The organism is Sphingopyxis sp. GW821-FHT10B01, assembly GCF_059415685.1.
In genome coordinates this window covers 711,255-733,574 of the sequence record NZ_JBWKNS010000001.1, presented here as the reverse complement: position 1 = coordinate 733,574, position 22,320 = coordinate 711,255, and the positions used below count along the sequence as shown (strand labels likewise).

Here is a 22,320-nt window from a genome sequence, read left to right as displayed (position 1 = left end):
TTCTTCTCCTCGCGACACGGGTCCATCGCATAAGCGCCGCGATCTGAACAGGATATTGCGACGGATGGCCCCAGCGGATGGCTGATATGTCACATCACTGAAATAAATGGTTAAAGTCGTGTTTACCAAGGCGCTCTAGGTCGGGGCGCATCAGGGTCGCAGAGTGAAGAGAGACGGATGAACGCCATCGGATATGCCTTTACGCCGTCGCCGGGCCATGCCTCGGCGATCGGCGCCGATGCGCATATGTCGCAGGTCATCGACCTGTTTCGCAGCAATCCGCAATTGCGCGCGCTGGCGGTGGTCGACGGTGATGAGGGCCCTATCGGCATCATTCGCGAACAACGTGTCCGCGAGCTGCTCTTCTGTCCCTTCTGGTTTTCGCTGATGCAAAATCCGACGATTGGCGGCTCGATCGCCTCGATGATCGAGCCTTGCCCCGTCGCCGACGTCGCGCAATCGACGACCGATCTGCTGCGCATCGTGGCGCAATCGCCGGGGCAGCAAGAGCTGATCCTCGTTCGCGCGGGACGCTTCGTAGAAACGCTCGATAGCGGCCAGCTCGCCAAGCTGGCGATGCTGCGCGAGGTCGAACTGGCGCAGGAGCGGGCGGCGCGTACGACGCATATCGATGACGCCGGGCGGCAATTCCAGCAAGAGATCACCGCGCTCACCGGCGCCTTGTCCGAGATGGCGCGGAAGGTCGAGGCGGTCGCTGGCACCTTGTCCGAACGCGCGCGGCAAACGGGCACCGACGCGGTGACCGTCGCGGGAGCGACCGCGCAAACGCTTGCGGGACTGCAGGAGTTGGGGGATCGCGGCCACGCGCTCGCCGCGACGATGACGAAGATCGTCGAGGACGGGTCGCGCGCGCGCGCGGTCCGCGGCGAGGCGCACAGCAAGATCAAGCAGGCGGGTGAGCGGGCCCATGCGCTGAAAGCAGCAAGCCAGTCGATCGAGCAGATGCTCGCACTGATTATCGATATGGCGAGCCGGACCAACATGCTGGCGCTCAACGCCGGGATCGAGGCGGCGCGTGCAGGCGATGCGGGTCGCGGCTTTGCGGTGGTCGCATCGGAGGTAAAGACGCTGGCCAGCCAGACGCGTGTCGCGGCGGGCGACATCACGCAATATGTCGACCGGATCCGCAACATCGTCGGCCAGGTCGCCGAAGGCTTTGTCGAGGTCGAAAAGGCGATTGACGCGAACAACGGTTTTTCGGATGCGATCGACCGCGCGGTCAACGGCCAGAGCGCGACGACGCTGATGATCGCAAGCTATGTCGAACAGGCGGTGTTCGCGGGCCGGGAAATCGATGTTCGTGTCCGCGAGATCGGGCATGGGGCGACGGCGGTCGGCGATGGCGCACAGACGCTTGGGCAATTGTCTGCGGGGCTGACGGAGGCGGCGCTGTCGCTGCATCAGCGTGCGCGTCATTTCGTCGAAGCGGTCGCCGTAGCCTGATTTTACGGCGCTTGCGCAAGGGCTTGTCCGGCGGCGCATCCCTGATAGGATGATGCCGCGCCGGCGGCGTCGATGGCCACCGGCGGGGAGGAGGGTCACCATGACCAATATGCAAAAGGGTCTTGCCGAGTTTATCGGCACATTCTGGCTTGTCTTTGGCGGTTGCGGCAGCGCGGTGCTGGCTGCGGCATTTCCCGATGTCGGAATCGGTTTGCTCGGTGTTTCACTCGCTTTCGGTCTGACGGTGGTGACCATGGCCTATGCGATCGGGCATATTTCGGGCTGCCACCTCAATCCCGCGGTGACCGTGGGCCTATGGGCAGGCGGACGTTTCGACGCACGCGACATCCCGCTTTACGTCATTGCGCAGGTACTCGGCGCGATCGTCGCGGCGTTCCTGCTCTTCTATATCGCCAGCGGCAATCCTGCCTATGACCTGGCGACCAACGGTCTGGCTGCCAATGGTTTCGATGCCGGCTCGCCGGGGCACTACGATATCTGGTCGGGCTTTATCATCGAGATCGTGCTCACGGCCTTCTTCCTGTGGATCATCATGGGATCGACCGACGGCCGCGCGCCGGCCGGATTCGCACCGATCGCCATCGGCCTCGCGCTGACGCTGATCCACCTCATCTCGATCCCGGTGACCAATACGTCGGTCAATCCGGCGCGCAGCACCGGCCCGGCGCTTGTCGTGGGCGGCATCGCCCTGCAGCAATTGTGGCTGTTCTGGGTGGCGCCGCTGATCGGCGGAGCGATTGGCGGCCTGCTCTACAAGACGCTGGGGGCCGACAGCTCTCCGAAGCCGAATATCGAGGGCGAATGATCGTCGGGCCGGCGGGGGCCAAAGCCTCCGCCGGCCCTATTTCAGCAGATCGATCGCAAAGGCGCGGACTTCGTCGGCGATGTCGGGGCGTTCGAGCGCCACCGCAAGATTGGCTTGGATGTAGCCGGCTTTTGACCCGCAATCATAGCGCGCGCCGTCAAAAGTGACGGCGTGGAATGCTTGTTTGCCGATCATCGTCGCCATTGCATCGGTCAGCTGGATTTCGCCGCCCGCGCCTTTTTCCTGCCGCTCAAGCACGCGCATCACTTCGGGCTGCAAAATATAGCGGCCCGAGATGATCAGGTTCGACGGCGCTACGTCGACCGCAGGTTTTTCGACAAGGCCTTTCACCTCTGTCAACGCGCCGTCGCGTGCGCCGGGCGCGATGACGCCATAGCTCGATACTTGTTCGTGCGGGACTTCGAGGACCGAGATCAGATTGCCGCCGACCTTGTGATAGGCATCGACCATCTGCTTCATGCAGCCGGGCGTTCCGTGCATGAATTCGTCGGGTAGAAAGATGGCAAAGGGTTCGTCGCCGACGATGTCGCGCGCGCACCAGATCGCGTGCCCCAAGCCCAGCGGTTCCTGTTGCCGGACGTAGGCGCAGGCGCCCGGTCCGAGCCGCGTGGGTTCGAGCACCGACAGATCCTTGCCGCGCTCGGACATCGTCTTTTCAAGTTCGAACGCGACGTCGAAATGATCCTCGATCGCGCTCTTGCCGCGCCCCGTGACGAAGATCATCTGTTCGATCCCGGCCTCGCGGGCTTCGTCGACCGCATATTGGATCAACGGCCGGTCGACGACGGGCAGCATTTCCTTGGGGATCGCCTTGGTCGCGGGCAGAAAGCGGGTGCCGAGACCGGCAACGGGAAAGACGGCTTTGCGGATGGGTTTCATGGCCAGAGGCTTAGCTGTGAATTTCCAGCAAGAAAAGGCGCGAGGATCGCGACTTCACCCCGTTGTTACGGCGTGACGATCACGACGACGCGCCGGTTGTCCTGGCGGCCTTCGACGGTGTCGTTGCTCGACATCGGCACCGCCTCGCCGCGGCCGACGATCTGGTCCGCGGTGAAGCGCATCCCGCCCGCCTGCAACGGCGCGGCAACGGCTTGTGCGCGTGCCTGCGACAGCGCCAGATTATAGGCCGAAGCGCCGGTCGAATCGCTATGCCCCTCGATCCGCGCGGTGAAGATACCCACCGACGTCAGGTTGCGCGCCAGCGTCGCGATGCGCGCCTGCTGTTCGGGCTGCACCGCGCTTTCGTTCGAGGCGAAGAGCAGGCGTTCGTTGAACGTCAGCGCCCAACCCGTGTCGGTTTCGACAAATCCTTCAGTCTTCAGCGCTGCGATCTGTGCAGGCGTAAAGCCGGTTGGCGCGGGTACGCTCTGACAGGCTGCGAGCATGGCCGCGAAGACGCTCAGGAACAGGGTTCGGATCGATCGGGGGAAATCAAGAGTCACGGTGTTCTCCGCTGGTTATTATCTGGAACGGTTGGTCAGTTTGTCTGCATACATCGCGGCGTCGGCGGCGGTAAGCAGCGCGGTCGCGTTGCTGCCATTGTCGGGAAAGACTGCCACGCCGACGCTCACGGCCGCGCTGTACGTGTCTCCTCCGGGCAGAAGCACCGGTTCGGTGACGCTGGCCCGGATGCGGTTCGCGAGGCCGTCGGCCCGGGCATCGCTGTCGAGTGGATCGATGATGACGATGAATTCGTCACCGCCAACGCGGGCCGCGAAATCGCCCTTGCGCAATGTGTCCTTGATCCGCGCCGACAGCGCGACGAGCACCGCGTCACCTGCGGCATGACCGAAATTGTCGTTCGCGGCCTTGAAGTTGTCGGCATCGATGAACAGCAGGGCAAAGCGGCTCCCGCGCCCCTCGGCCGCTTCGATGCGCTGTGCGAGCTGCTCGTCAAACGCGGCGCGATTCGGCATCGCGGTCAGCGTATCGTGTGATGCGCGATGGGCCAGCATCGCATGTTCGCTTTCCATATGGCCCTGCCAACCGTGCAATTCGTCGAGCAGGGCATTGATATCGCCGCCAAGCCGGTCGAGTTCGGCAATGCCGAGCGGCTTGACGCGCTTGTCGAACCGGCGGTGCAGGCGCACGTCATGCGCCACGGTTGCAATCTCGTTCAATGGCTTCACCAGCTCATATTCGAAGCGCCGCGCAAGGAAGATTGTGCCGAAGGCCGTGATCAGCAGGCAGGCGAGCCCGGCAAGCAAGCCGAGGCGGACATAATCGATCAACGTCGAGCTGTCGCCCCATACCTCGATCGTTCCGATCGCCGATCCACTGCGCTGGACCGTCACCGCGAACGGGCGGGGAAAGAAGATGCGCGTGAGGATCGGTGCCGGGTCGGCGACGGGCGAGGTCCATTGACTGAGCGGTTGCCCGACATCGTTCAGCACCCGCAGCCGTGCAATACCGGGGATCCGGGTGAGCGGCTCGAGCCCCTCGCGAACCGCTTGCGGATCGTTGAACACCAGCGCGGGTTCGACACCATAGGCGCCGAGCTGCGCCGCGAGTTCCATGTTGCGGTCGGCATAGCCGCGTAGCGCAGTCACCCCGGCGAGCAGAATGGTGAGGCCCGAAAGCGCGACCGCGAACAGCGTAATACCGAAATGGAACCGCGACAGCAGTTTTTGCAGCGTCGTGCGCGCACCGATCCGTTCCGGAGGAGTGGGGCTTTGCCCGGTCATGGCGTGCCCCCTTCGCCGCCGCCGATCCGCAGCACGCGCGGATCGATTCGCAGCGGGCCACGGCCGATGGCGTCGAGATTGACCGAGAAGCTGATACTTGCCGCCCTGTTGTTCAGGCAGAACATTGCGCCATAGATGCACGCGGCATCGTCGTCGGTGATGGTCAGGATGGGGCGTCCGCGTACCCAAGCGATGAGCTGCCGCCGGTCGGCAACGGGCATCCGGCCAAGGAACAGCATGTCGCAATCGGTGCGGTTTATTGCCATATCCGCACTCATCCGGCGCACGGTGATCGCGCCCGGCCCAGGGGCGTCGGGCGCCATGCGATCGGTCAGTCGCGGGGTCCCGACCAGGCACATGACGCGCCCGGTCCTCGCCGAGCCGTCGGGCCAGCGGGCATAGCTCGCGATACCGCCAATCATCCGGTTGACGGCGCGCGTCATTCCACCGGAGCCGTCCTCGACAACCGTCAGGCTGGCGGCCTGAACCGACATCTGGGGTGTCGAGAACAGCGCGCCGATCAGAAACAGTGATGCCAACACCTGGCAACGCCCCCAACTGCGTTTCAGGGGCATCCTGCCCCAACGAAGGCGCGTCCGCTAGCCAAAACTATTGGAAAGTCAATGAAAAGTGACGTCATGCGGCCATATTGCAACACCGCCGCCGCCGCCGTGAGGCCGCCTAGCCGGCGCGCAGTCGATCGCTGAATCCTTTGCGCAATTTGGCCAGTTTCGGCGGAATAACCGCCATACAATAGGGATTGCGCTGCCCTTCGCCTTCCCAATAGGATTGATGATAATCCTCGGCCGGATACCAGTCCGATGCGGTTTCGACCGTGGTGACGATCGGTGCAGGCCAGTCGGCGGCGGCGCGTTCAATCCCGGCACGCGCGGCGTCGGCCTGCGCCGCATCGAGCGGGAACAGGGCGCTGCGATACTGGGTGCCGATGTCGTTGCCCTGCCGGTTCAGGGTCGTCGGGTCATGCGTCGCGAAATGAACGTCGAGCAGGTCGTCATAGCTGATGATCGAGGGATCAAAGGTGATGCGGATCGCTTCGGCATGGCCGGTGTCGCCGCCGCAGACCTGCTTGTAGGTCGGGTTGGGGACGGCTCCGCCGATATAGCCGCTCTCGACGCCTTCGACCCCGCCGAGGGACTGGAACACGGCTTCGGTGCACCAGAAGCAGCCTCCGGCAAAAATCGCTGTCTCGTGGGTCATGGCGTCGGTCCTTGCGGGAGGAAGATCAGGTGGTGCCAAAATAGGATGCCCGCCGCTTTATTCCAAGGGCGGTGGTGCATCGATCAGCGGCGGGTGCAGTGGCTGTCCCGCCGCCCGCGCGGCAGCGATCGCGGCGGCCTCTGCTTCGAGCGACGCGACGCGGTCGCGCCAGTTCGGATGCGTGCCCGCCTGGAACAGCGGCCGCCCCTTGCGCTGACCGAAGCGCGTCCAGAAGCGCGCCGCGGCGGCGGGATCGTAGTCCGCGCCGGCGAGCAGCCACACCGACAGCCGGTCGGCTTCGACTTCGGTCTGCCGGAACAGGCGGGCGTTGCGGCCGAACTGCTTTCCGGCGCCTCGATCGACCCCTGCCGCGTCGAGCCGCGCACGGTGACGCAGGATATTGTGGGCCAGTTCGTGAGCGATTGCGGCTGCGAGTTCATTGTCATCGGCAGCAAAATCGGCGAGGCCCTGGTTGACCAGCACCATCCGCCCGTCGGCGACGGCGCCCGGCTTCTCGCTGGTCTCGACGCGAAAATCGCTGACGCATCCCGGCACGGGCTGGACGCTGACCGAATGGCTATCGCCGGTATCGAGCGCAAGCGGTGCATTGGCCGGCCGCGCGGCAAGGCGGGTCTCGATCGCCGTGATCCGGGCAAAGGGGTGGTCGCCTTCGCCCGCCGGTACGGGGCTGCCCGCCATCCCGAATATTGGCGTGCCGACGCGTATACCCGCCGCCGCAGCAGGGGAAGCCGGCGCGAGTCCGGCGATGAAGGGCACGCCGCGATCTGTGGTACCATAAGCTGCAAGCGCTTGGGCACGCTGGTCCGATGCGTAAAGACGGGGGTCGCCCCATATCCATCCGAACTGGGGCTGGCGTGCCGGGCACCATACCGCATTGGTCGTGGTCAGGCGAAAGCCGATCGTCGCCACCCGCGCCTCGATGGCGGCCCAGGCTTCATAGGAGGGTTCGGCCGGAGCCGCCGCGGCGGCGGGCGTCGCCATCGATAGCGACAGGGCGGCAAGGACGGATCGGGCACGGTGCGGCATCGGCATCCCCTATCAAGGCGCGCCTGTCGGGGCCATGAATTTCCCTGGAGCGTTCGGGTTCGGACCTCTTGCCTATCGCCCTGCAAGCGCCGATAGGGCGGGCGATGACGCATGCCTCCACCTTGCATTCGCCCGCCGCGCGCAAGCCCCGCCCCGCGGCGCTCGCGCGCTGGCTCTGGGCCGTCGCGCTGCTCGTAATCGCGGTTGTGGCGGTCGGGGGTATCACCCGCCTGACGGAATCGGGTCTCTCGATCACCGAGTGGCGCCCCGTTTCGGGTGTCCTGCCGCCGTTGAACGAGGCCGACTGGGTCAGCGAATTCGAGAAGTACAAGCAGATCCCCGAATATAAGGAGATCAACCTCGGCATGACGCTGGCCGGCTTCAAGGCGATCTTTTTCTGGGAATGGCTGCACCGTATCCTTGGCCGTCTGGTCGGGATGGCGCTGGTCGTGCCGCTGGTCTGGTACGCCTGGCGGCGCGCAATTCCGAGCGGTTATGGCGGGCGGCTGCTCGCGCTCGCGGCGCTCGTCGGGTTGCAGGGCGCCATCGGCTGGTGGATGGTTGCCTCGGGCCTCGAATATCGCACCGACGTCAGCCATTTTCGCCTCGCAACCCATTTGCTCACCGCGCTGTTCCTGCTCGCGGGGCTCGTGTGGACCGCGCGAGATCTCGGCGTATTGGCGCGCGATGCGGCAGCGCGACCGGCGCGGCTGACCGGGCCCGCGGTCGGCATCATCCTGATCCTGTTCATCCAGTTGCTGCTCGGCGCGTGGGTCGCCGGGCTCAACGCCGGTTATGTCGCCAGCACCTGGCCGCTGATGAACGACCATTTCGTGCCCGAGGGCATCGACTGGGCGGGGGGTGCCTGGCTCGCGATGACCAACGATCCGTTTCTGATCCATTTCCTCCATCGCTGGTGGTCGTGGGTCGCGGCGCTGGCGCTCTTGCTCCTTGCGCGTACATTGTCGCGGCGCGGCGCGCGGCGTGAGGCCGGACTGCTTGTTGCGGTCGTCGCGGCGCAGATGCTCCTCGGCATCTGGACCGTCATGTCGGGCGTGTCGATGTGGGTTGCGGTGCTGCACCAGGTCACTGGCGCCATCCTCGTCGCCAGCGCTGCGGCGGGTCTTCATCGTCTGGGTCGCCGGACCCCATGATCTTGGCGGGCAGCCTCGGCGGCGCGCTGTTGCTGCTGGCGGCCCAGCCCCTGCCGCTCGCGGTGCCCGGCGACCTTCCCGCGGCCGCCGCGGTCTATTCCCGGTTTGCGCCGCCGGTAGGCGTGCCCATGATCTACCGTGTGACGTCGCGCCGTATCGGCCGTGACGGAACGCTGATCAGTTTCGCGCTCATCTATGCACTGCAATGGCAGAGGATCGGGCGCGGTTATCGGCTCGAGGCGGTGCTGCAGCGAATCGAATCCGACGCGCGGCCCGAAGTGACCCGCGCGGTGACGATGATGCTCCAGCCGCTGATCGGTGAAGCGGTGGCCTATCTTGTCGCGCCCGACGGCAGCCGCATCGACCTTGTCGATCCCGAAAGCTTGTGGGACCGGGTGATCGCGCGACACCAGGCAACGGCGGCCGAGGCCGGACGTTCCGAAGCCAGGCAATTGGCGCAGTTGATCGCCGCGCTTCCTCCCGCCGAACGCGACCGGCTCGCCACCGCCGACATTCGTGCGCTCGTCGCACCGGCGAACGAGGCCATTCCGGTTAAAGCGCCGGGCGAAGATGCCAGCGTGTCGATCCGGCACGACGGGGCGCAGCGGACGATTGCCAGGGTCGAGCATGATTCGGTGACAATCGGCGCCGCCGACCAGCCGGTGGAAATCGACCATCTGTGGACCATCGACACCGATACGGGGCTGGTGATGCGCGAGCGGCAGCAGAGCTGGATCGTCGAGGCGGATGGCAAGGGACGGACGCTCGTCGAGGAGCGGGTGCGTGCGCTGGAACCCGCCTTATAACGCCTAGGGTATCATAATACCTGTCAGCAAAGCCGCTCTATGCTTGACTTTCCGTCCGCCTGGCGCCATTGGCCCGCTCCGAAGCGCCGCTGCGTCCCCTTGTGGATCAGGCGGCGCGGTTTGTTTCGGGGTCGCAGGCATCGTGCCGGTCGCCCCAGTCCATATCTGTCAAGGAGCGTGCCATGATGAAGGCGCTGACCAAGACGACCGCATCGGCAAACGCCGCGACGGTCGAAAAGAAATGGGTGCTGATCGACGCCGAGGGTCTCGTTGTGGGCCGCGTTGCATCGATCATCGCCAACATCCTGCGCGGCAAACACAAGCCGAGCTTTACCCCGCACGTCGATTGCGGTGACAATGTCATCGTGATCAACGCCGAAAAGGTGGCGTTCACGGGCAAGAAGCTGCAGGACAAGCGTTACTATAAGCACACCGGCTATGCCGGCGGCATCAAGGAAACGAGCCCGGCGAAGATCCTCGAAGGCCGTTTCCCCGAGCGCGTGCTCGAAAAGGCCATCGAACGCATGATCCCGCGTGGCCCGCTCGGCCGCCAGCAGATGCGCAACCTGCGCGTCTTCGCCGGAGCTGAACATCCGCACGAAGGGCAGAGCCCCGAAGTGATCGACGTTGCGTCGATGAACCGCAAGAACAAGGTGGGTGCATAATGGCTGACGAACAGACCATGACCGATCTCAAGGATCTCGCCGGCGCCGTCGAAGGTACCGTCGCAGCCCCGGTCTCGACCACGCCGCTGCGCGAGAAGATCGTCGACAAGCAGGGCCGCGCTTATGCGACCGGCCGCCGTAAGGACGCTGTTGCCCGCGTGTGGCTCAAGCCCGGCACGGGCAAGATCACGATCAACGGCCGCGACCAGGAAATCTATTTCGCGCGTCCGACGCTGCGCCTCGTGATCAACCAGCCCTTTGGTCTGACCGATCGCATCGGCAGCTATGACATTATCGCCACCGTCAAGGGCGGCGGTTTGTCGGGCCAGGCGGGTGCCGTGCTTCACGGCATCGCGCAGGCGCTGACCCGTTTCGAACCCGCGCTGCGCGGTGTCGTCAAGACGGCCGGCTTCCTGACCCGCGACAGCCGCACCGTCGAGCGTAAGAAGTACGGCAAGGCGAAGGCCCGCCGCAGCTTCCAGTTCTCGAAGCGCTAAACAAGTTTTTCCGTCGACGGACGGAGAAGGGAAGGGCGGTCCGGCAACGGGCCGCCCTTTTTCTTTGGGCAAAGACATCTCCGCGAATTTCCACTTTGGGGTAATGAAGAGCCGTTGCCTTCTTTCGTCATCTTGGGTTGGATCCGGCCGACGCAGGGAGCGCGGAATCATTCCAAAGTTCAGGAAAGTTCAGCCCTGTGCACGCCCCTGACGTGGACCGCGCGGCCTGCTGGACGCGCCGGGCACGCCCGCCGTGACCGCGCGCGCAAGCGAGGCAGCGACCGCTTTTATCCACCAAATGAAAGAGCCGGATGAAGGCTGGCACAGCCGGATAATGTAGGAAAGGCCTATTTGAAGGCGACGCCTGCTTTCGCCGGAGTGCACGTCATTATCGGCAGCAAGCGGTCGACGGCCTGAACTAGAGCAGATCCAGACTCCCCAGCGCCAGCGCCTGCCGCGCCGGGCGTTCGGCCATCACCGCGAACATCTCGTCGCCGCGGGCCGTGCGTTCGACACTCATCGAGGCGAAGACGGCCATGAAATAGCCGCTCAAGGCGCCGACGCGATAGTCGGCCCATAGCGCTTCGCCATCGGCCGCGACGCCGGCCGCGGTCAGCGCCGCGATCCAGTGGTCGAACGCGGGCCGGTCGGCGGCGGCGCGATCGAACGGATCGGCGATGCTGGTGCCGATCAGATAGGCGAGGTCGGCGGCGCCGCTGCCGCGCCCCAGTGTCTGCCAGTCGACAAGCCAGCAGGCTTCGCCGCCGGGCGCAAACAGGATATTGTCGATCCGCAGGTCGCCATGGATGATCGTCCGCGCCGCGGGTTCGTGTGCCAGATAGGCGTCGAGGCGGTCGACGATCCCTGCGCCCACATCGAGCAGGTCGGGCGCGAGCCTTGTCGCATAGCGCTCGCGAAAGCCCAGATAGAGCTGCGGAAAGAGCGCGCGGACCAGATCGCCATTGTCGCGCGCGAGCCAGGGTATCTGCGCGAGCCGCGCATCGTTCCACAGATGGGCGTGGAGCTTCGCCGCGGCTTCGATGCAGGGGATGAGGCCGGTCAGTCCGATCCCTGCCAGCTGGTCGCCCTGCCGCGCCGGGGCAAGGTCGGAGAGGATCAGAATGAAATCGACGTCGTCTTCGGCGATCTCGCCATAATGGCACAGAGGCGCCGGAACGCCGCTCGCTTCGGCCATTTCGCGATACCAGCTCACCTCCTTGACATAGGTGCCGGTGAGCTTGGCGATATTGCGGCTGGCCTCGTCATGGCTCGGGAGTTTGGCGATCACGCTGGCAGGCGCGTCGACGCCATCCTCCCAATCGAGCGACAGGCGATAGCTGTCGCACATCTGACCGGTGCCGACCTTCGCGGAGGTGAAGGCCCGCAGCTTTTCGGGATACCCGAGCGCGGCGCCGAGCCATTGCGGTTCGATCGCCCCGGGCGAGGTCGGAAAACTCACGCGATGGGGTCCAACAGGCCGGTGAGACCGGTCGGTGCGTGCGGGCCGACGAACAATTGCTCGAGCACGCCTATACCGCGCTCGCTGCGGTCGCCGTCGCTCAGCTCGGCATGGACCAGCGCCTGCACATGCATCGCGAGCGGATTGCCCCAGTAACGGTCGGCTTCGGACAGGCTGTCGTGTGCGACATCAAGGTCGCCATGATCGAAGCCATGCCCCCAGACGGGATGGGTGTAACCGAGCCCGCTCATCGCAAACATCGGTCCGCTCGGGGTGAGCGTCAGGCGGGTGCTGGCATCGAAATCGGCGGTCAGCCGGTTCAGGCGACGCGTTCTCGGCAGCCATTCGGCGGTGAAGCCGGGGTCGGCATAGTGGCGCTCGCCCCCGTTGCTGCCGACAAGCACCGCGCGACGGTTCCAAGGGGTCCCTTCGCCATCGTCGTTGCTGTGGAAAAAAAGCGATCGGTCGGCGAAATTGCACGGCGTCCACAACCAGAAAAACTGGTGGAAATTGCCCTGCGGCGGGGGTTGCGGTTCAGCGGCACCCACCGGGCGGATGCCCCAGCTGCGGTCGCGTGTTCCGGCCCAGTCCTTGTCGGCATCGATGCGCTGCCCGCCAACCGAGAGCCACCCCGACCAATGGCCGTTCTGGGTCATGCGCGTATAGTCCATGAACAGGCGCGTCCCGTTGCGGCGGGTGAAACGCGGCTCCTCGATCGGAAAATGGCGCGCGGTAAAACGCAGCTCGCCGGCGAGCGGCCCGTCGTTGGCGGCGATACGCAGCGTTAGCGTTTCCAGCGGCGTGTCGATGCTGATCGCGATCGGTCCCGCCGACAGGTCGAGCCGCTCGCCGCCCGACCGGCGGCTCGCGCGTAAATTATGCTGCACGCCATCGACCAGCACGCAAAAGGCCGCATCGACGATGCCAAGCTGTGGATAGAAGCCCATCGCCGCGGCGAAAAAGACCGATCCGTCGGGCGAATAGCCGTTGAAGAAATAGCGGTCGTAAAAATTGCGGTCGGTGCCCGCGAACGCAATCGGCTCGGCACTCTGGTGCAGCGGGAAATCGTCGCCCTTGGTCAGCATCGTTTATCATCCCATTTCCGTTTTTTGTTGCAACGTAACGGGATGCCGAGATGCGTCAATGGGCGGCGTCAGTGCACGGGTGGATCGACCGGCGGCACGGCATCGATGGGCGCGACCGGTTCGCCCGGTGCGCGGGGCGGCAAGGCGTCGGGCGGGACGTCGGCTATCTGCATGTCGGGGGTCGGCACTGCCTCGACATTCCGGACGCGCACTGCGATCGCGCCCTGTTTGACGCGAAGTTCGTTGAAGCCGGGCGGGGTCGAGCGGATGCGCTGCGATAGCGTGCCCGCGCCGATCATGCGGATCGGCCCGTCTTCGGTTTGCATGACGAGATCGAACGCGTCATGGACGTGGCCGGTGAGCACCGCCGCGACGCCGCGGGCCGCGAGTTCGCGCAAGGCGCGGGCGCCGCCGCGGGTCAGCGCGCGGCCGCGTGTCCCTGCCTCGACCAGCGGATGATGCGCGGTCACCAACACCGTCGTACCGGGCGGAAGCGCATCGATCGCGGTCAGCGTTCTGGCCAGCGCTTTCGCCGTCACCCAGCCTTTCGACCAGTCGAACCGCCATTGCGCGCGCGCCGTCGTTTTGAGCGGGATGATCGCGACGCCGGCCAGATCGAGTTCGCGTTCGACCAGCCGCTCGATCCCGCGAATCCGGCGATAGGGGTAAAAGAAGCGCGCAACCGGGTTGAAATAAGGAAGGTCATGGTTGCCGACCTCGACGGTGACAGGCACATCGAGGCCGCCGATCCAGTCGACGGCGGCAGCGAATTCCCGGCTTCGTGCGCGCATCGTAAGGTCGCCGGTGATCAGCACCGCGTCGGGTTGTTCGCGGCGCACGCACTCCTTGAACCATGCGAGCGCGGTGCGATCCTCAAGTCCGAAATGCAGATCGCTGATGTGAAAGAGCCGCGTCATGCCGTCGCCACAAAGTCCACCACGCTCGTTCCCAGCGCGAAGCGGGCGGGCGAGGCCGTCTCGGCCAGTTCGCCATCATATTCGAGGCTGATGGCCGCGTCGCTTTCAAGAATGATCGTTTCGCCCGTCGCAATTTCTTCGCTCGGTCCGTTGCGAAAATCCCCGCCCAGCCAGGCGAGGCCGTGACGCAACACATCGCCGGTGCCTTCGGTCAGGATTCCGTCGGCGCGGATGCCGTCGGGGGTGGGGGTGAGGATGACCGCAGGATAGGGCTGCTCATCGCCCGCGACCTTGACCCCGGGTGCGTTCGTCATCGCATCCAGCGCGTCGGGTGCCGCGCGGCTTGCCTCGATCAGCCCCTCCTGGCGCATCGTCTCGCGCACCTCGGCCCAGCGTGTCGCCGGCCCCGCGACGACGGTGATGAAGGCTTCGCCTGTGGCGGACCGGATCGTCGGGATAGGGCTGCGCCGGCCTTTGCCCTGCAGCGTGTCCGCCAATATCACGGTCGCCTGGCGGTCGCCGTGCAGCGCTTTCGACAGCAGGTTGAGCGTGCCGCCGGGTAGCGGCAGGATCGCGCCGTCCCAGCCTGCCGCCTTGGTCGCCGCGGTGTTGATTGTCCCGTCGCCCGTCCAGACGAGCAGTAGGTCGATGCCCTGCCGGCCGAGGTCGGCCGCGCCTGGAATCTCGTCGTCGGGGAGCGCAAAGACGGCGACGAGCGGCGCGCCCGCAACGCGGCAGGCTTCGACAATCGCCGCGAGTACGGCGTCGTCATGACTTCCGCTCTGGCTGTTGCAGATAAGGGCGGGACGGGAGAAGGAACTGGCCATTGCCCTCTCCTACGCGCGAGTGGCAAAAAGGTGGCGGCCTATATCGTGTAGCCGTCTTGTTCGCCGCCTCGCCGCCCTGTAGGGCGCGGAAGATGGCGGGGCCGGTTTCCAAAGGACGACGGTTGATCAAATTCCTCTTCGTGGTGCTGTTGCTCGTGCTGCTATTCGGTGGCGGCGCCAAGATGATCGTCGCGGGCGGTGCGAAGTCTCTCGACATGGCCGACCGGCTGCTCGGACAGGGCGACGGCACACGGCTCCTGCTCGGGGACCAGCCCTATGGCAACGGGCCCCGACAATCGCTCGACATCTGGGTGCCCGAGACCGCCCAGGCGGGCGATCAGCTGCCGGTGATCGTCTTTTTCTATGGAGGGGGCTGGGACAGCGGCGAGCGCGGCAGCTACGGCTTTGTCGGGCGTGCGCTGGCGCAGCAAGGATTTGTCGTCGTGATCCCCGACTACCGGCTCGTGCCCAAGGCGCATTGGCCTGACTTTATCGAGGATAGCGCGGCGGCGGTCGCATGGACGCACGAGCATATCGCCAAACTTGGCGGTGACCCCGACCGGATCGCGCTGATGGGCCATTCGGCAGGCGCCTACAATGCCGCTATGCTCGCGCTCGATCCGCAGTGGCTGCGCTCGGCGAAGAGCGATCCGTCGATCATTCGCGGTGTTGCTGGCCTTGCTGGCCCCTATGACTTCCTTCCGCTCGAGAAGGGCGGCCGCGGGGACAAGGCGATGGGCAAGGTCAAACCGATCGAAAAGACCCAGCCGATCCATTTTGCGCGCGGCGACGCGCCGCCGCTGTGGCTGGCAAGCGGCGACGAGGATGACACTGTGCGTCCCCGCAACAGCCAGAATCTTGCGGCGGCGATCGAGCGCGCCGGCGGTCCGGTGGCGCTGCGCATCTATCCCGGCATGGGGCATACGGGCATCGTGATGGCGCTGGCTGCGCCTTTCCGTGGCAAGGGACCGGTGCTCGAAGAGGCGACCGACTTCCTGCGCGGGGTCACGGCGCGCCGCATCGTGCCCGCGGCGAAGGTGGCACAGTGACCGGCCAGATTCCGGCCATCGTTCTCGCGGGCAGTCGCCCCGGTTCCGACCCGCTGCTGACGGGTAGCGGCGTGTCGACCAAGGCGCTGTTGCCGGTCGGAGGTCAGGCGATGCTTGTTCATGTCGTCGGGGCATTGCGTGCCTCGCCGCTGATCGGTCCGATCATCATCCTCGCGCAGAACAGCGCCAAGCTGGCCGCCGAGCCGGGTCTCGCGAACCTCCCCGACCTGCATTTCGCCGATTCGGGGCAGGGGATCAGCAGTTCACTCGCTGCGGCGCTTCCTCCGGGCGACGACCCATTGCTGGTAACGACCGCCGACAATGTGCTGCTGACGCCGACGATGATCGCTGAATTTCTGACGGGTGCCGAGGATAGCGACGTCGCCGTCGCGATGGTCGAGCGCGATGTACTGCTTGCGCGCTATCCGCAATCGCAGCGGACCTGGCTGAAATTCCGCGGCGGTTGGTGGTCGGGCGCAAACCTGTTCCGCCTGCGCGGGCGCCGCGTGCTCCCTTTGCTCGATTTTTGGGGTCGCATCGAACGCGATCGCAAAAAGGGGCTGAAGATCATCGCCGCCTTTGGGCCGTGGTTGCTGATCGGCGCGCTGCTCCGCCTCTTCACGATCCAGCAGGGCGTGGCGCGCGCGGGGCTCCGTTTCGGGCTCAGGGCAAAGGTGGTGCCGATGTCCGAAGGCGAGGCGTGCATCGACGCCGATAAGCCCGCCGACATCGAGCTGATCGAAGCCATATTTGCCGCACGGCGGTAAGGCGCTATAGGGCGGCCCCTATGAGCATCGATAAAGCCATCATCCTGTCGGCCGGGCAGGGCTCGCGCCTGCTGCCGCTGACCCGCGACATCCCCAAATGCCTGATCGACCTGAACGGTCGCACGCTGATCGGCTGGCAGGTCGCGGCGCTCGCCGCGAACGGCATCAAGGACATTGTCGTTGTGACCGGATTCCGCACCGAGCGGGTCGAGGATCATGCGTTGCAGCTTTACCGCGACACGGGCGTGCGCATCCGCACTTTATTCAACCCCTTCTTTCAGGTCGCCGACAATCTCGGCACCTGCTGGATCGCACGCGAGGAGATGGACCGCGACTTCATCATCCTCAACGGCGACACCATCATTTCGGAAGAGATTGTCGCGAAGCTGATCGCGGGCGCGAACGAGCCGATTACCGTCACCGTCGACGTCAAGGCCGACTATGACGACGACGATATGAAGGTGAACCGCGACGCCGAAGGGCGCCTGCATCATATCGGCAAGCGGTTGCTGCCGCCCGATACCAATGCGGAGTCAATCGGCATGCTGGCTTTCGTCGGCGACGGCCCGTCGATCTTTCGCAATCAGGTCGACCAGATGATGCGCACCCCCGAAGGGGTCGAGCGCTGGTATCTGCGCGCGATCGATGTCATCGCCAAGGGCAACCGTGTCGGCACCGTGTCGATCGAGGGGCTCGAATGGCAGGAAGTCGACTTCCCGCAGGACGTCGAAGCCGCCGATGTGCTTACCGCCAAATGGGCGGAAGAAGGCCGTTACGCGAAATAGGGTTTGAGCCAGCCGACGAGTGCGGCGACTTGAGCGTCATCCAGTTTTATAGCCTGCCCGAGGTCGGGCTGCGCCGGCCAGCCTGCGTCGGCGACCGTCAGTCCCGCGCCCGAGCGTTCGCCCTCATAGCGCGGCAGCACGTGAAAATGGACGTGCGGGTCGACCATCATCAGCATCAGATAGTTGATCCTCGCATAGCCGACCGCCTGGCGCAGCGCGGCCTCGATCGCGGCGGTCGCGATCTTGAGTTCGGCATGGGCGTCGACGGGCAGCTCGCCGAACGCCGTGGCGTCCGATTTCGCCGCCAGCACCAGCGCGCCGAGTGTCGGTTGCGCGGGACGGAGAAGCACGACCCAATGATCATATTCGGCGATCAGCGTCGCCGGATGGCCGAATTTTGCGATGGTCTCGTTCATGCTTCTTCCATCCAGCTGACAATGGGGCGTCCGGCGCGCCGCGCAGCATAGGCCTGCATCAGCTGTATTGCATGGACGATCAGAGAGATGATGGTCCACCATGCAACCGCGATCAGGCCGATGTCGGGACGTCCGGCAAGTGTGGCGAAGAACAGGATCGCGATATTCGGATTGCGGCGCGCGGTGATCAAGCGGAACTGGCTGTCGAAAGGCCGCCAGACATGGACGTCCATGCCGAAATCCTTGATGAACATCCCCTCGATCACGCGCTGGAGCACATAGCCTGCGACCACCGCGATCATCACCAGGATGAACGTCTGGTTCGACAGCGCGAGACCCCAGGTGCCGAGCCCGACGCCCCAGAAATACCACCAGAAGGGCGGATGGATCAGATCGACGCCATGGTCGGCGACATTGCCCCATTTCGACGAGGTGATCGTGCAGCGCGCGAGCTTTCCGTCGACCGTATCGAGCACCATGAAGATGAAGCCCGCGAGCATCCCCTCCCAATAATGGCCGTAAGCGAAAAGATATGTGGCATAGACGCAGAGCGTCGCGCCGATCGCGGTGACCATGTTGGGCGTCATGCCGATGCTCGCGGCGATCCGCGTCAGCCACAAAGCGAGTTCGGGCCACAGATATTTGGTCAATGCATCGGTGACGCCCTTATAGGCGCCAAAATAGCTTTTCCGTTCGATCGCGCGCCGCGTCTCGGGGATCAGGCGCTCGATGAACGGGCATTCGAGCTTGCGCAGCTGGCGGTTATAGATTTGCGGATTGTCGCGATAGTTGATGACCGTAAGCGCGCCGCGATGCTGCGCCATATCCTCGGCCATATTCTCGGGGCGCATGCCGCCGGTCAGATACGCCATCACCAGTTCGTCGCCATCCATCACCACCGTGCCCGGCAGCGTCAGGATATGGCGCAGCCATACCGGATCGAACACATAAGCCAGATTGACGAAAAGCTGTGCGCCCGATTGTCCGGCGGTTTCGGGCAGGCCTTCGGCTCGCGCCAGCCGGCGCAGTCGTTCGGCATTGGTCATACCCCACAGCGGCGTCGAATTTTCACCGATCAGCGAAAGGGCGGGCAGGGAGGAGGCTTCGGTCATCCGCCGCTCTTATCCTGTACCGTGCCCTTTGCAAGGAAGCGCGAAATCGCTTCGGCCCCGCGCTGGGCCGCACCCGCGGGATCGCCGCCTATCGATTCCGCCAGCCTTTCGCATTGGGCGTCGGCATAGAGCGGGTGGCGCGTGGGCGCCTGATCGAGCGCCTCGGGCAGCTCGGCAAGATCGTCAACGACATCGCCCAGCGTCCAGAACAGATAATCGGGATCGCCGTTCCAGTCGACGCGGTGGGCATTGAGGAAGACGCAGGGGCGCGGGGTTGCGAGAAATTCGTAAACCTGGCTGCTGACATCGCCGAGATAGATGTCGGCGCCGCTTGTATAGCTCATGTCGAACAGGCGGTCTGATTCGAGGTCGACCCGGATTTTTCCGGGTACCGCCAGCGCAGCCACGGCTTCGCGCTCGGCATCGCTCGCTTCGGCAAACAGGCGCACGTGCGGCGCGACCACGAGGTTGTAGCGATCCTGCGCTGCGAACCAGCCAATGATATCCCGCCCGAACCGGTCCCACGACGACAGCTCGCGCCGGAAATGCGGCGCATAAAGGATCGTCGGCCGGTCGTTTGCAAATAGCGGCTCGCGCGCCGCCTGCAGCCGCGGCATCAGGTCGAGTTTCACATAGCCGTTGACCGCATAATGGCCCGGCCGGATTGTCCCGGCATCGAGCAGGCGATGCTCGCTCTTCTCGCCCGCGACCAGCACGAAATCGAAATGCCGATCGCGCGGGTCGAGCATGATCGCGCGGTCCCCTGCGCCGTGGGGGGTGAAGATCAGGCGCGTTTTGCGCGGCAGGAAGTGCCGGATTGCCGTGGTCGTCCGTTCGGGCACGACGATCGCATCGAACTGACGCAAGAAAGGCAATGCATCAAGCAGGATCGGCAGGCGCGGGTTGCGAAACAGCCCGCGCCTCCGCAGCCACCCGGTGAGGCCTTTCTGCCCCAGCAGCGTGACGCGCGGGGCAAAGCCGGGATAGGCGAGCGAGACCTGATCGACCATGCGCAGATGGTCTGCGCTCGCGACGGCCACTTCGACATCATGCCCCGCGGCTGTCATTTCGGCGGCGATCGGCAGCGCGTGAAATATCTGGTGCGGTTCGCCGATGAACAGGAAGAGCGAATGCATTATCGAACTCCAGCAAGGGCGCTTGTCGCGGCATCCTCGAAATCCGCCGTCTGCCAGCCGTGCCGGGCCGCCAGCCGTCTGAATCTGGCGCCGTGCCCGACCAGCCAGGCTTCGCCGGCGAGCGCAAAGGTCGGCGCGTCGCTGGCATGATCGGAATAGGCGCGGATATGGGCGGCGCCGCCCGCCGTATTGGCATCCAGCCATTCGGTGACGCGCCGCGCCTTTTCGGCACCGTAGCAATTCGGCCCGTCGAGCAAGGGCAACCAGTTCCCGGCGTCGTCACGTTGGTGGCGCGAGGCAACGATCGCGTCGAAGTCGAGGGCATCGGCGATGGCGCCGGCGTAGAATTCGGGTGCCGCGGTCGCCATCAGCAAGCGATATCCCTCGACCCGGTCGCGCGCGATGCATGCTGCGGCGCCCGGCGGGACGTCGCCGGGCACGCGCCATGCGGCGAAGCCGGCGGCGAGTGCCTCGGCCCGCGCCGGGGCGATGCTCGCGCCCAGCATCAGGCGGATCGCTGCCGGTTTGAACCGGTCGCGGCCGTAGAAGCCTAGCGCGTAGCCGATCATCAAGGCGGCGAGCACGGGGAGCAGCAGCAACCGCCAGGGCGCCTCGCGCCATGCCGCCCACAGCAGGAACAGGGTGAAGGTCGGCTTGCGCAGCACGGTGCGATCGAGATCGTAGATCGCGACGCGGATGGGTGAGGTCGTCTCGATCATGCAGTTTCGCGTTCGAACAGTCGAAGCTGGCGGCCGGTCTTGCCCAATGACATGCGATCGGCGAGCGGCAAGGCAAAGCGCAACGAAAGCCATATCGAAGCGACGGCGATCAGTGCGAGCAAAGGCAAGGACAGCGCGTCGGGGAGGAGGTCGGCGAGCATGGCGGCTGTTCCTGCCACCAGGGTGATCGCAAACCCGCGGAGGGCCACCGCCGGAAATTGCGCGTCGAAGGGATGGAGTTTCTCGACCAGCGCCAACTGAAGCGTCGGGATGGCGGCCATCACGACAAGGCCGATTGCGGTGGCCAGCGTCACCCCGGTCAGGGCATCGAGGTGGCCGACGATCAGCCACCCCGTGCCAACCGCGACGCCGACGCCGAAAATGCTGGCGGTCAGTTGCTGACGGAACGCGGCGACGACCTGCAACACCGGCGCCGAAATCCCGAGCACCGCTTCGGCGGCGCGCGCGAACAGCAGGATGACCAGCGCCGCCTGTGCGGCCTGTGCCTGATGCCCGAACAGCCCGAGCAGCGAGGCACTGCCCGCCGCGAGTACGGCGGCAAGCGGAAGCGCGATCGCCGAGATCAGCCGCGTCGCATAGGCATAGATATCGGCGACCTGGCGCCGGTCCTCGCGCTCGGCGCTCGCCGCGAGCGGCGCCATCACATAGGTGAAGGCGATGCGCACCAGCTGGACCACGCTCGACAGTTTTCGCGCGATCGTGAACAGGCCCGCCGCCGCCGCGCCCGCTGCGCCGGGCAGCAACATGTTGAGGATCAGCGCGGGTGCGTCGCCGAACAATCGCGCGATGATGTTCGACGGCAGGATCGAAAGCCCGGCCAGGAAGGTGTTGCGCGCGGTGTTCGATGCCCATGGGCCGCGCCACAGGTCGGCGAAGCTATAATGTTTGGCGAGCAGGCGGACGCAAAGCGCCGCCGCGATCGCGAGCGAGCACAGATGCGCGATAAACAGGCCCTTCAGACCGAGCCCGCCGGCGAAGAACAGACCCGCGAACACCAGTCGCAACATCTGTTCCCAGACGATCCGCAGCCGGATTTCGGCCCCGAACACCATGCGCGCGCGCAGCGCCGAGGTCGCGATCTCGACAAACGCCCAAAGCGGGAGCGCCCAGACAAAAATGCGGATAGCGGGGGTGACGAGCGCGCGGTCATGGTCCGCGACATTGAGCAGCGGGCCGAGGTCGGCAGCAAAGAGCGCGATCAGCGCCGCGACGATAATGCAGGGCCCGACGCCAAAGATCATCGCCGTGCGCAGCGCCGCTGCGGCCTCCGCATCGCTCGCCGATTGCGGTACCGTGCGCTGCATCGCGCTCGTCATGCCCATGTCGAAGATATTCTCGAGCAGGTTCACAGCCGCCCACAACACGGCATAGAGACCATAGCCCGCGAGGCCGAACATCAGGACGTAAAGCGGCTGCGCGACAATTTCGACCACGGCGCCCAGTCGCGCCAGCACGGTCGTGCCAAGTCCGCGCGCGACGCTGCGGCTGGTTACGGCGGGTTGGGCGACGTCTTCGCTCATCGTTGCCGCACCTAGCGGCTCGTCTGCCGCGCCGCCAGCGGCTTTCGTGCGCTCAACCCCTCTTCACCCTCTTGTCGACTCCGCCAATCGGGTCTAGGCAGCCCGCAATTGCATAGGGAACCCCG

Annotated in this window: 24 protein-coding genes; 9 read left to right on the top strand and 15 right to left on the bottom strand. The window is 65.3% G+C overall.

Annotation, left to right across the window (positions count from 1 at the left end):
• The first annotated feature begins 177 nt into the window (after positions 1-177).
• Positions 178-1,464 (top strand): methyl-accepting chemotaxis protein, encoded by a 1,287-nt coding sequence (locus AC07NV_RS03225; protein WP_495164894.1) that lies wholly within the window; start codon positions 178-180, stop codon positions 1,462-1,464.
• A 100-nt stretch (positions 1,465-1,564) separates the two neighbouring features.
• Positions 1,565-2,290, top strand: a complete 726-nt coding sequence (gene aqpZ, locus AC07NV_RS03220) for an aquaporin Z (RefSeq protein ID WP_495164893.1) — start codon at positions 1,565-1,567, stop codon at positions 2,288-2,290.
• A gap of 36 nt (positions 2,291-2,326) precedes the next feature.
• On the opposite strand, the gene galU is transcribed toward aqpZ, so the two are convergent.
• From galU to AC07NV_RS03190, 6 genes are all read right to left on the bottom strand, one after another.
• On the bottom strand, positions 2,327-3,190 hold the full coding sequence (gene galU, locus AC07NV_RS03215) for a UTP--glucose-1-phosphate uridylyltransferase GalU (RefSeq protein ID WP_495164892.1): 864 nt from the start codon (positions 3,188-3,190) through the stop codon (positions 2,327-2,329).
• A gap of 65 nt (positions 3,191-3,255) precedes the next feature.
• A complete protein-coding gene (yfiB, locus tag AC07NV_RS03210; RefSeq protein ID WP_495164891.1) occupies positions 3,256-3,753 on the bottom strand; it encodes an outer membrane lipoprotein YfiB in 498 nt (165 codons plus the stop codon).
• 18 nt (positions 3,754-3,771) lie between these two features.
• Complete coding sequence (dgcN, locus tag AC07NV_RS03205; RefSeq protein WP_495164890.1) at positions 3,772-4,995, bottom strand: diguanylate cyclase DgcN/YfiN; 1,224 nt, start codon at positions 4,993-4,995, stop codon at positions 3,772-3,774.
• Positions 4,992-5,537 carry a regulatory sequestration protein YfiR gene (gene yfiR / locus AC07NV_RS03200; protein ID WP_495164889.1) on the bottom strand — a complete coding sequence of 182 codons (546 nt, stop codon included), beginning with the start codon at positions 5,535-5,537 and terminating at the stop codon, positions 4,992-4,994. Before yfiR ends, dgcN begins: the two co-directional genes overlap by 4 nt.
• A gap of 139 nt (positions 5,538-5,676) precedes the next feature.
• The gene (msrA, locus tag AC07NV_RS03195) at positions 5,677-6,213 is read right to left on the bottom strand and encodes a peptide-methionine (S)-S-oxide reductase MsrA (RefSeq protein ID WP_495164888.1); all 537 of its coding nucleotides are present in this window, start codon (positions 6,211-6,213) and stop codon (positions 5,677-5,679) included.
• A 57-nt stretch (positions 6,214-6,270) separates the two neighbouring features.
• Complete coding sequence (locus tag AC07NV_RS03190; protein ID WP_495164887.1) at positions 6,271-7,260, bottom strand: M48 family metallopeptidase; 990 nt, start codon at positions 7,258-7,260, stop codon at positions 6,271-6,273.
• A gap of 104 nt (positions 7,261-7,364) precedes the next feature.
• On the opposite strand from AC07NV_RS03190, the gene AC07NV_RS03185 reads away from it, so the two are divergent.
• The 4 genes from AC07NV_RS03185 (at position 7,365) to rpsI (ending at position 10,382) form a co-directional block, all read left to right on the top strand.
• Positions 7,365-8,414 (top strand): COX15/CtaA family protein, encoded by a 1,050-nt coding sequence (locus AC07NV_RS03185; protein WP_495164886.1) that lies wholly within the window; start codon positions 7,365-7,367, stop codon positions 8,412-8,414.
• On the top strand, positions 8,411-9,220 hold the full coding sequence (locus AC07NV_RS03180) for a hypothetical protein (protein WP_495164885.1): 810 nt from the start codon (positions 8,411-8,413) through the stop codon (positions 9,218-9,220). The genes AC07NV_RS03185 and AC07NV_RS03180 overlap by 4 nt, the downstream gene beginning before the upstream one ends.
• Before the next feature lie 185 nt (positions 9,221-9,405).
• Positions 9,406-9,885, top strand: a complete 480-nt coding sequence (gene rplM / locus AC07NV_RS03175; protein WP_495165147.1) for a 50S ribosomal protein L13 — start codon at positions 9,406-9,408, stop codon at positions 9,883-9,885.
• The gene (gene rpsI, locus AC07NV_RS03170) at positions 9,885-10,382 is read left to right on the top strand and encodes a 30S ribosomal protein S9 (RefSeq protein ID WP_495164884.1); all 498 of its coding nucleotides are present in this window, start codon (positions 9,885-9,887) and stop codon (positions 10,380-10,382) included. Before rplM ends, rpsI begins: the two co-directional genes overlap by 1 nt.
• 418 nt (positions 10,383-10,800) lie before the next feature.
• Here rpsI and AC07NV_RS03165 read toward each other — a convergent pair whose 3' ends face one another.
• The 4 genes from AC07NV_RS03165 to AC07NV_RS03150 form a co-directional block, all read right to left on the bottom strand.
• Positions 10,801-11,841, bottom strand: coding sequence for a phosphotransferase (locus tag AC07NV_RS03165; RefSeq protein ID WP_495164883.1), 1,041 nt, complete (start codon positions 11,839-11,841; stop codon positions 10,801-10,803).
• Positions 11,838-12,926, bottom strand: coding sequence for an Rv3169 family protein (locus AC07NV_RS03160; RefSeq protein WP_495164882.1), 1,089 nt, complete (start codon positions 12,924-12,926; stop codon positions 11,838-11,840). The genes AC07NV_RS03165 and AC07NV_RS03160 overlap by 4 nt, the downstream gene beginning before the upstream one ends.
• Before the next feature lie 68 nt (positions 12,927-12,994).
• Complete coding sequence (locus AC07NV_RS03155; protein ID WP_495164881.1) at positions 12,995-13,843, bottom strand: metallophosphoesterase family protein; 849 nt, start codon at positions 13,841-13,843, stop codon at positions 12,995-12,997.
• Positions 13,840-14,670, bottom strand: a complete 831-nt coding sequence (locus tag AC07NV_RS03150; protein ID WP_495164880.1) for a diacylglycerol/lipid kinase family protein — start codon at positions 14,668-14,670, stop codon at positions 13,840-13,842. The genes AC07NV_RS03155 and AC07NV_RS03150 overlap by 4 nt, the downstream gene beginning before the upstream one ends.
• Before the next feature lie 122 nt (positions 14,671-14,792).
• Here AC07NV_RS03150 and AC07NV_RS03145 point away from each other — a divergent pair, with 122 nt between their 5' ends.
• Genes AC07NV_RS03145 through AC07NV_RS03135 form a run of 3 tightly spaced genes read left to right on the top strand, consistent with a single transcriptional unit; the run spans position 14,793 to position 17,271 of the window.
• Complete coding sequence (locus AC07NV_RS03145) at positions 14,793-15,719, top strand: alpha/beta hydrolase (RefSeq protein ID WP_495164879.1); 927 nt, start codon at positions 14,793-14,795, stop codon at positions 15,717-15,719.
• Complete coding sequence (locus tag AC07NV_RS03140; protein ID WP_495164878.1) at positions 15,716-16,486, top strand: nucleotidyltransferase family protein; 771 nt, start codon at positions 15,716-15,718, stop codon at positions 16,484-16,486. The genes AC07NV_RS03145 and AC07NV_RS03140 overlap by 4 nt, the downstream gene beginning before the upstream one ends.
• A 20-nt stretch (positions 16,487-16,506) precedes the next feature.
• Positions 16,507-17,271 carry a phosphocholine cytidylyltransferase family protein gene (locus tag AC07NV_RS03135; RefSeq protein ID WP_495164877.1) on the top strand — a complete coding sequence of 255 codons (765 nt, stop codon included), beginning with the start codon at positions 16,507-16,509 and terminating at the stop codon, positions 17,269-17,271.
• Here the strand turns inward: AC07NV_RS03135 and AC07NV_RS03130 are convergent.
• The 5 genes from AC07NV_RS03130 to AC07NV_RS03110 are packed head-to-tail and all read right to left on the bottom strand — an operon-like array spanning position 17,259 to position 22,195.
• Complete coding sequence (locus AC07NV_RS03130; RefSeq protein ID WP_495164876.1) at positions 17,259-17,687, bottom strand: HIT family protein; 429 nt, start codon at positions 17,685-17,687, stop codon at positions 17,259-17,261. The two genes, AC07NV_RS03135 and AC07NV_RS03130, sit on opposite strands and share 13 nt — an antisense overlap.
• The gene (locus AC07NV_RS03125; protein WP_495164875.1) at positions 17,684-18,799 is read right to left on the bottom strand and encodes a CDP-alcohol phosphatidyltransferase family protein; all 1,116 of its coding nucleotides are present in this window, start codon (positions 18,797-18,799) and stop codon (positions 17,684-17,686) included. Before AC07NV_RS03125 ends, AC07NV_RS03130 begins: the two co-directional genes overlap by 4 nt.
• A complete protein-coding gene (locus AC07NV_RS03120; protein WP_495164874.1) occupies positions 18,796-19,935 on the bottom strand; it encodes a CDP-glycerol glycerophosphotransferase family protein in 1,140 nt (379 codons plus the stop codon). Before AC07NV_RS03120 ends, AC07NV_RS03125 begins: the two co-directional genes overlap by 4 nt.
• Positions 19,935-20,654, bottom strand: a complete 720-nt coding sequence (locus AC07NV_RS03115) for an HAD family hydrolase (RefSeq protein ID WP_495164873.1) — start codon at positions 20,652-20,654, stop codon at positions 19,935-19,937. Before AC07NV_RS03115 ends, AC07NV_RS03120 begins: the two co-directional genes overlap by 1 nt.
• Positions 20,651-22,195: an oligosaccharide flippase family protein gene (locus tag AC07NV_RS03110; RefSeq protein WP_495164872.1), complete on the bottom strand. Its 1,545-nt coding sequence runs from the start codon at positions 22,193-22,195 to the stop codon at positions 20,651-20,653. Before AC07NV_RS03110 ends, AC07NV_RS03115 begins: the two co-directional genes overlap by 4 nt.
• Positions 22,196-22,320: the final 125 nt, after the last annotated feature.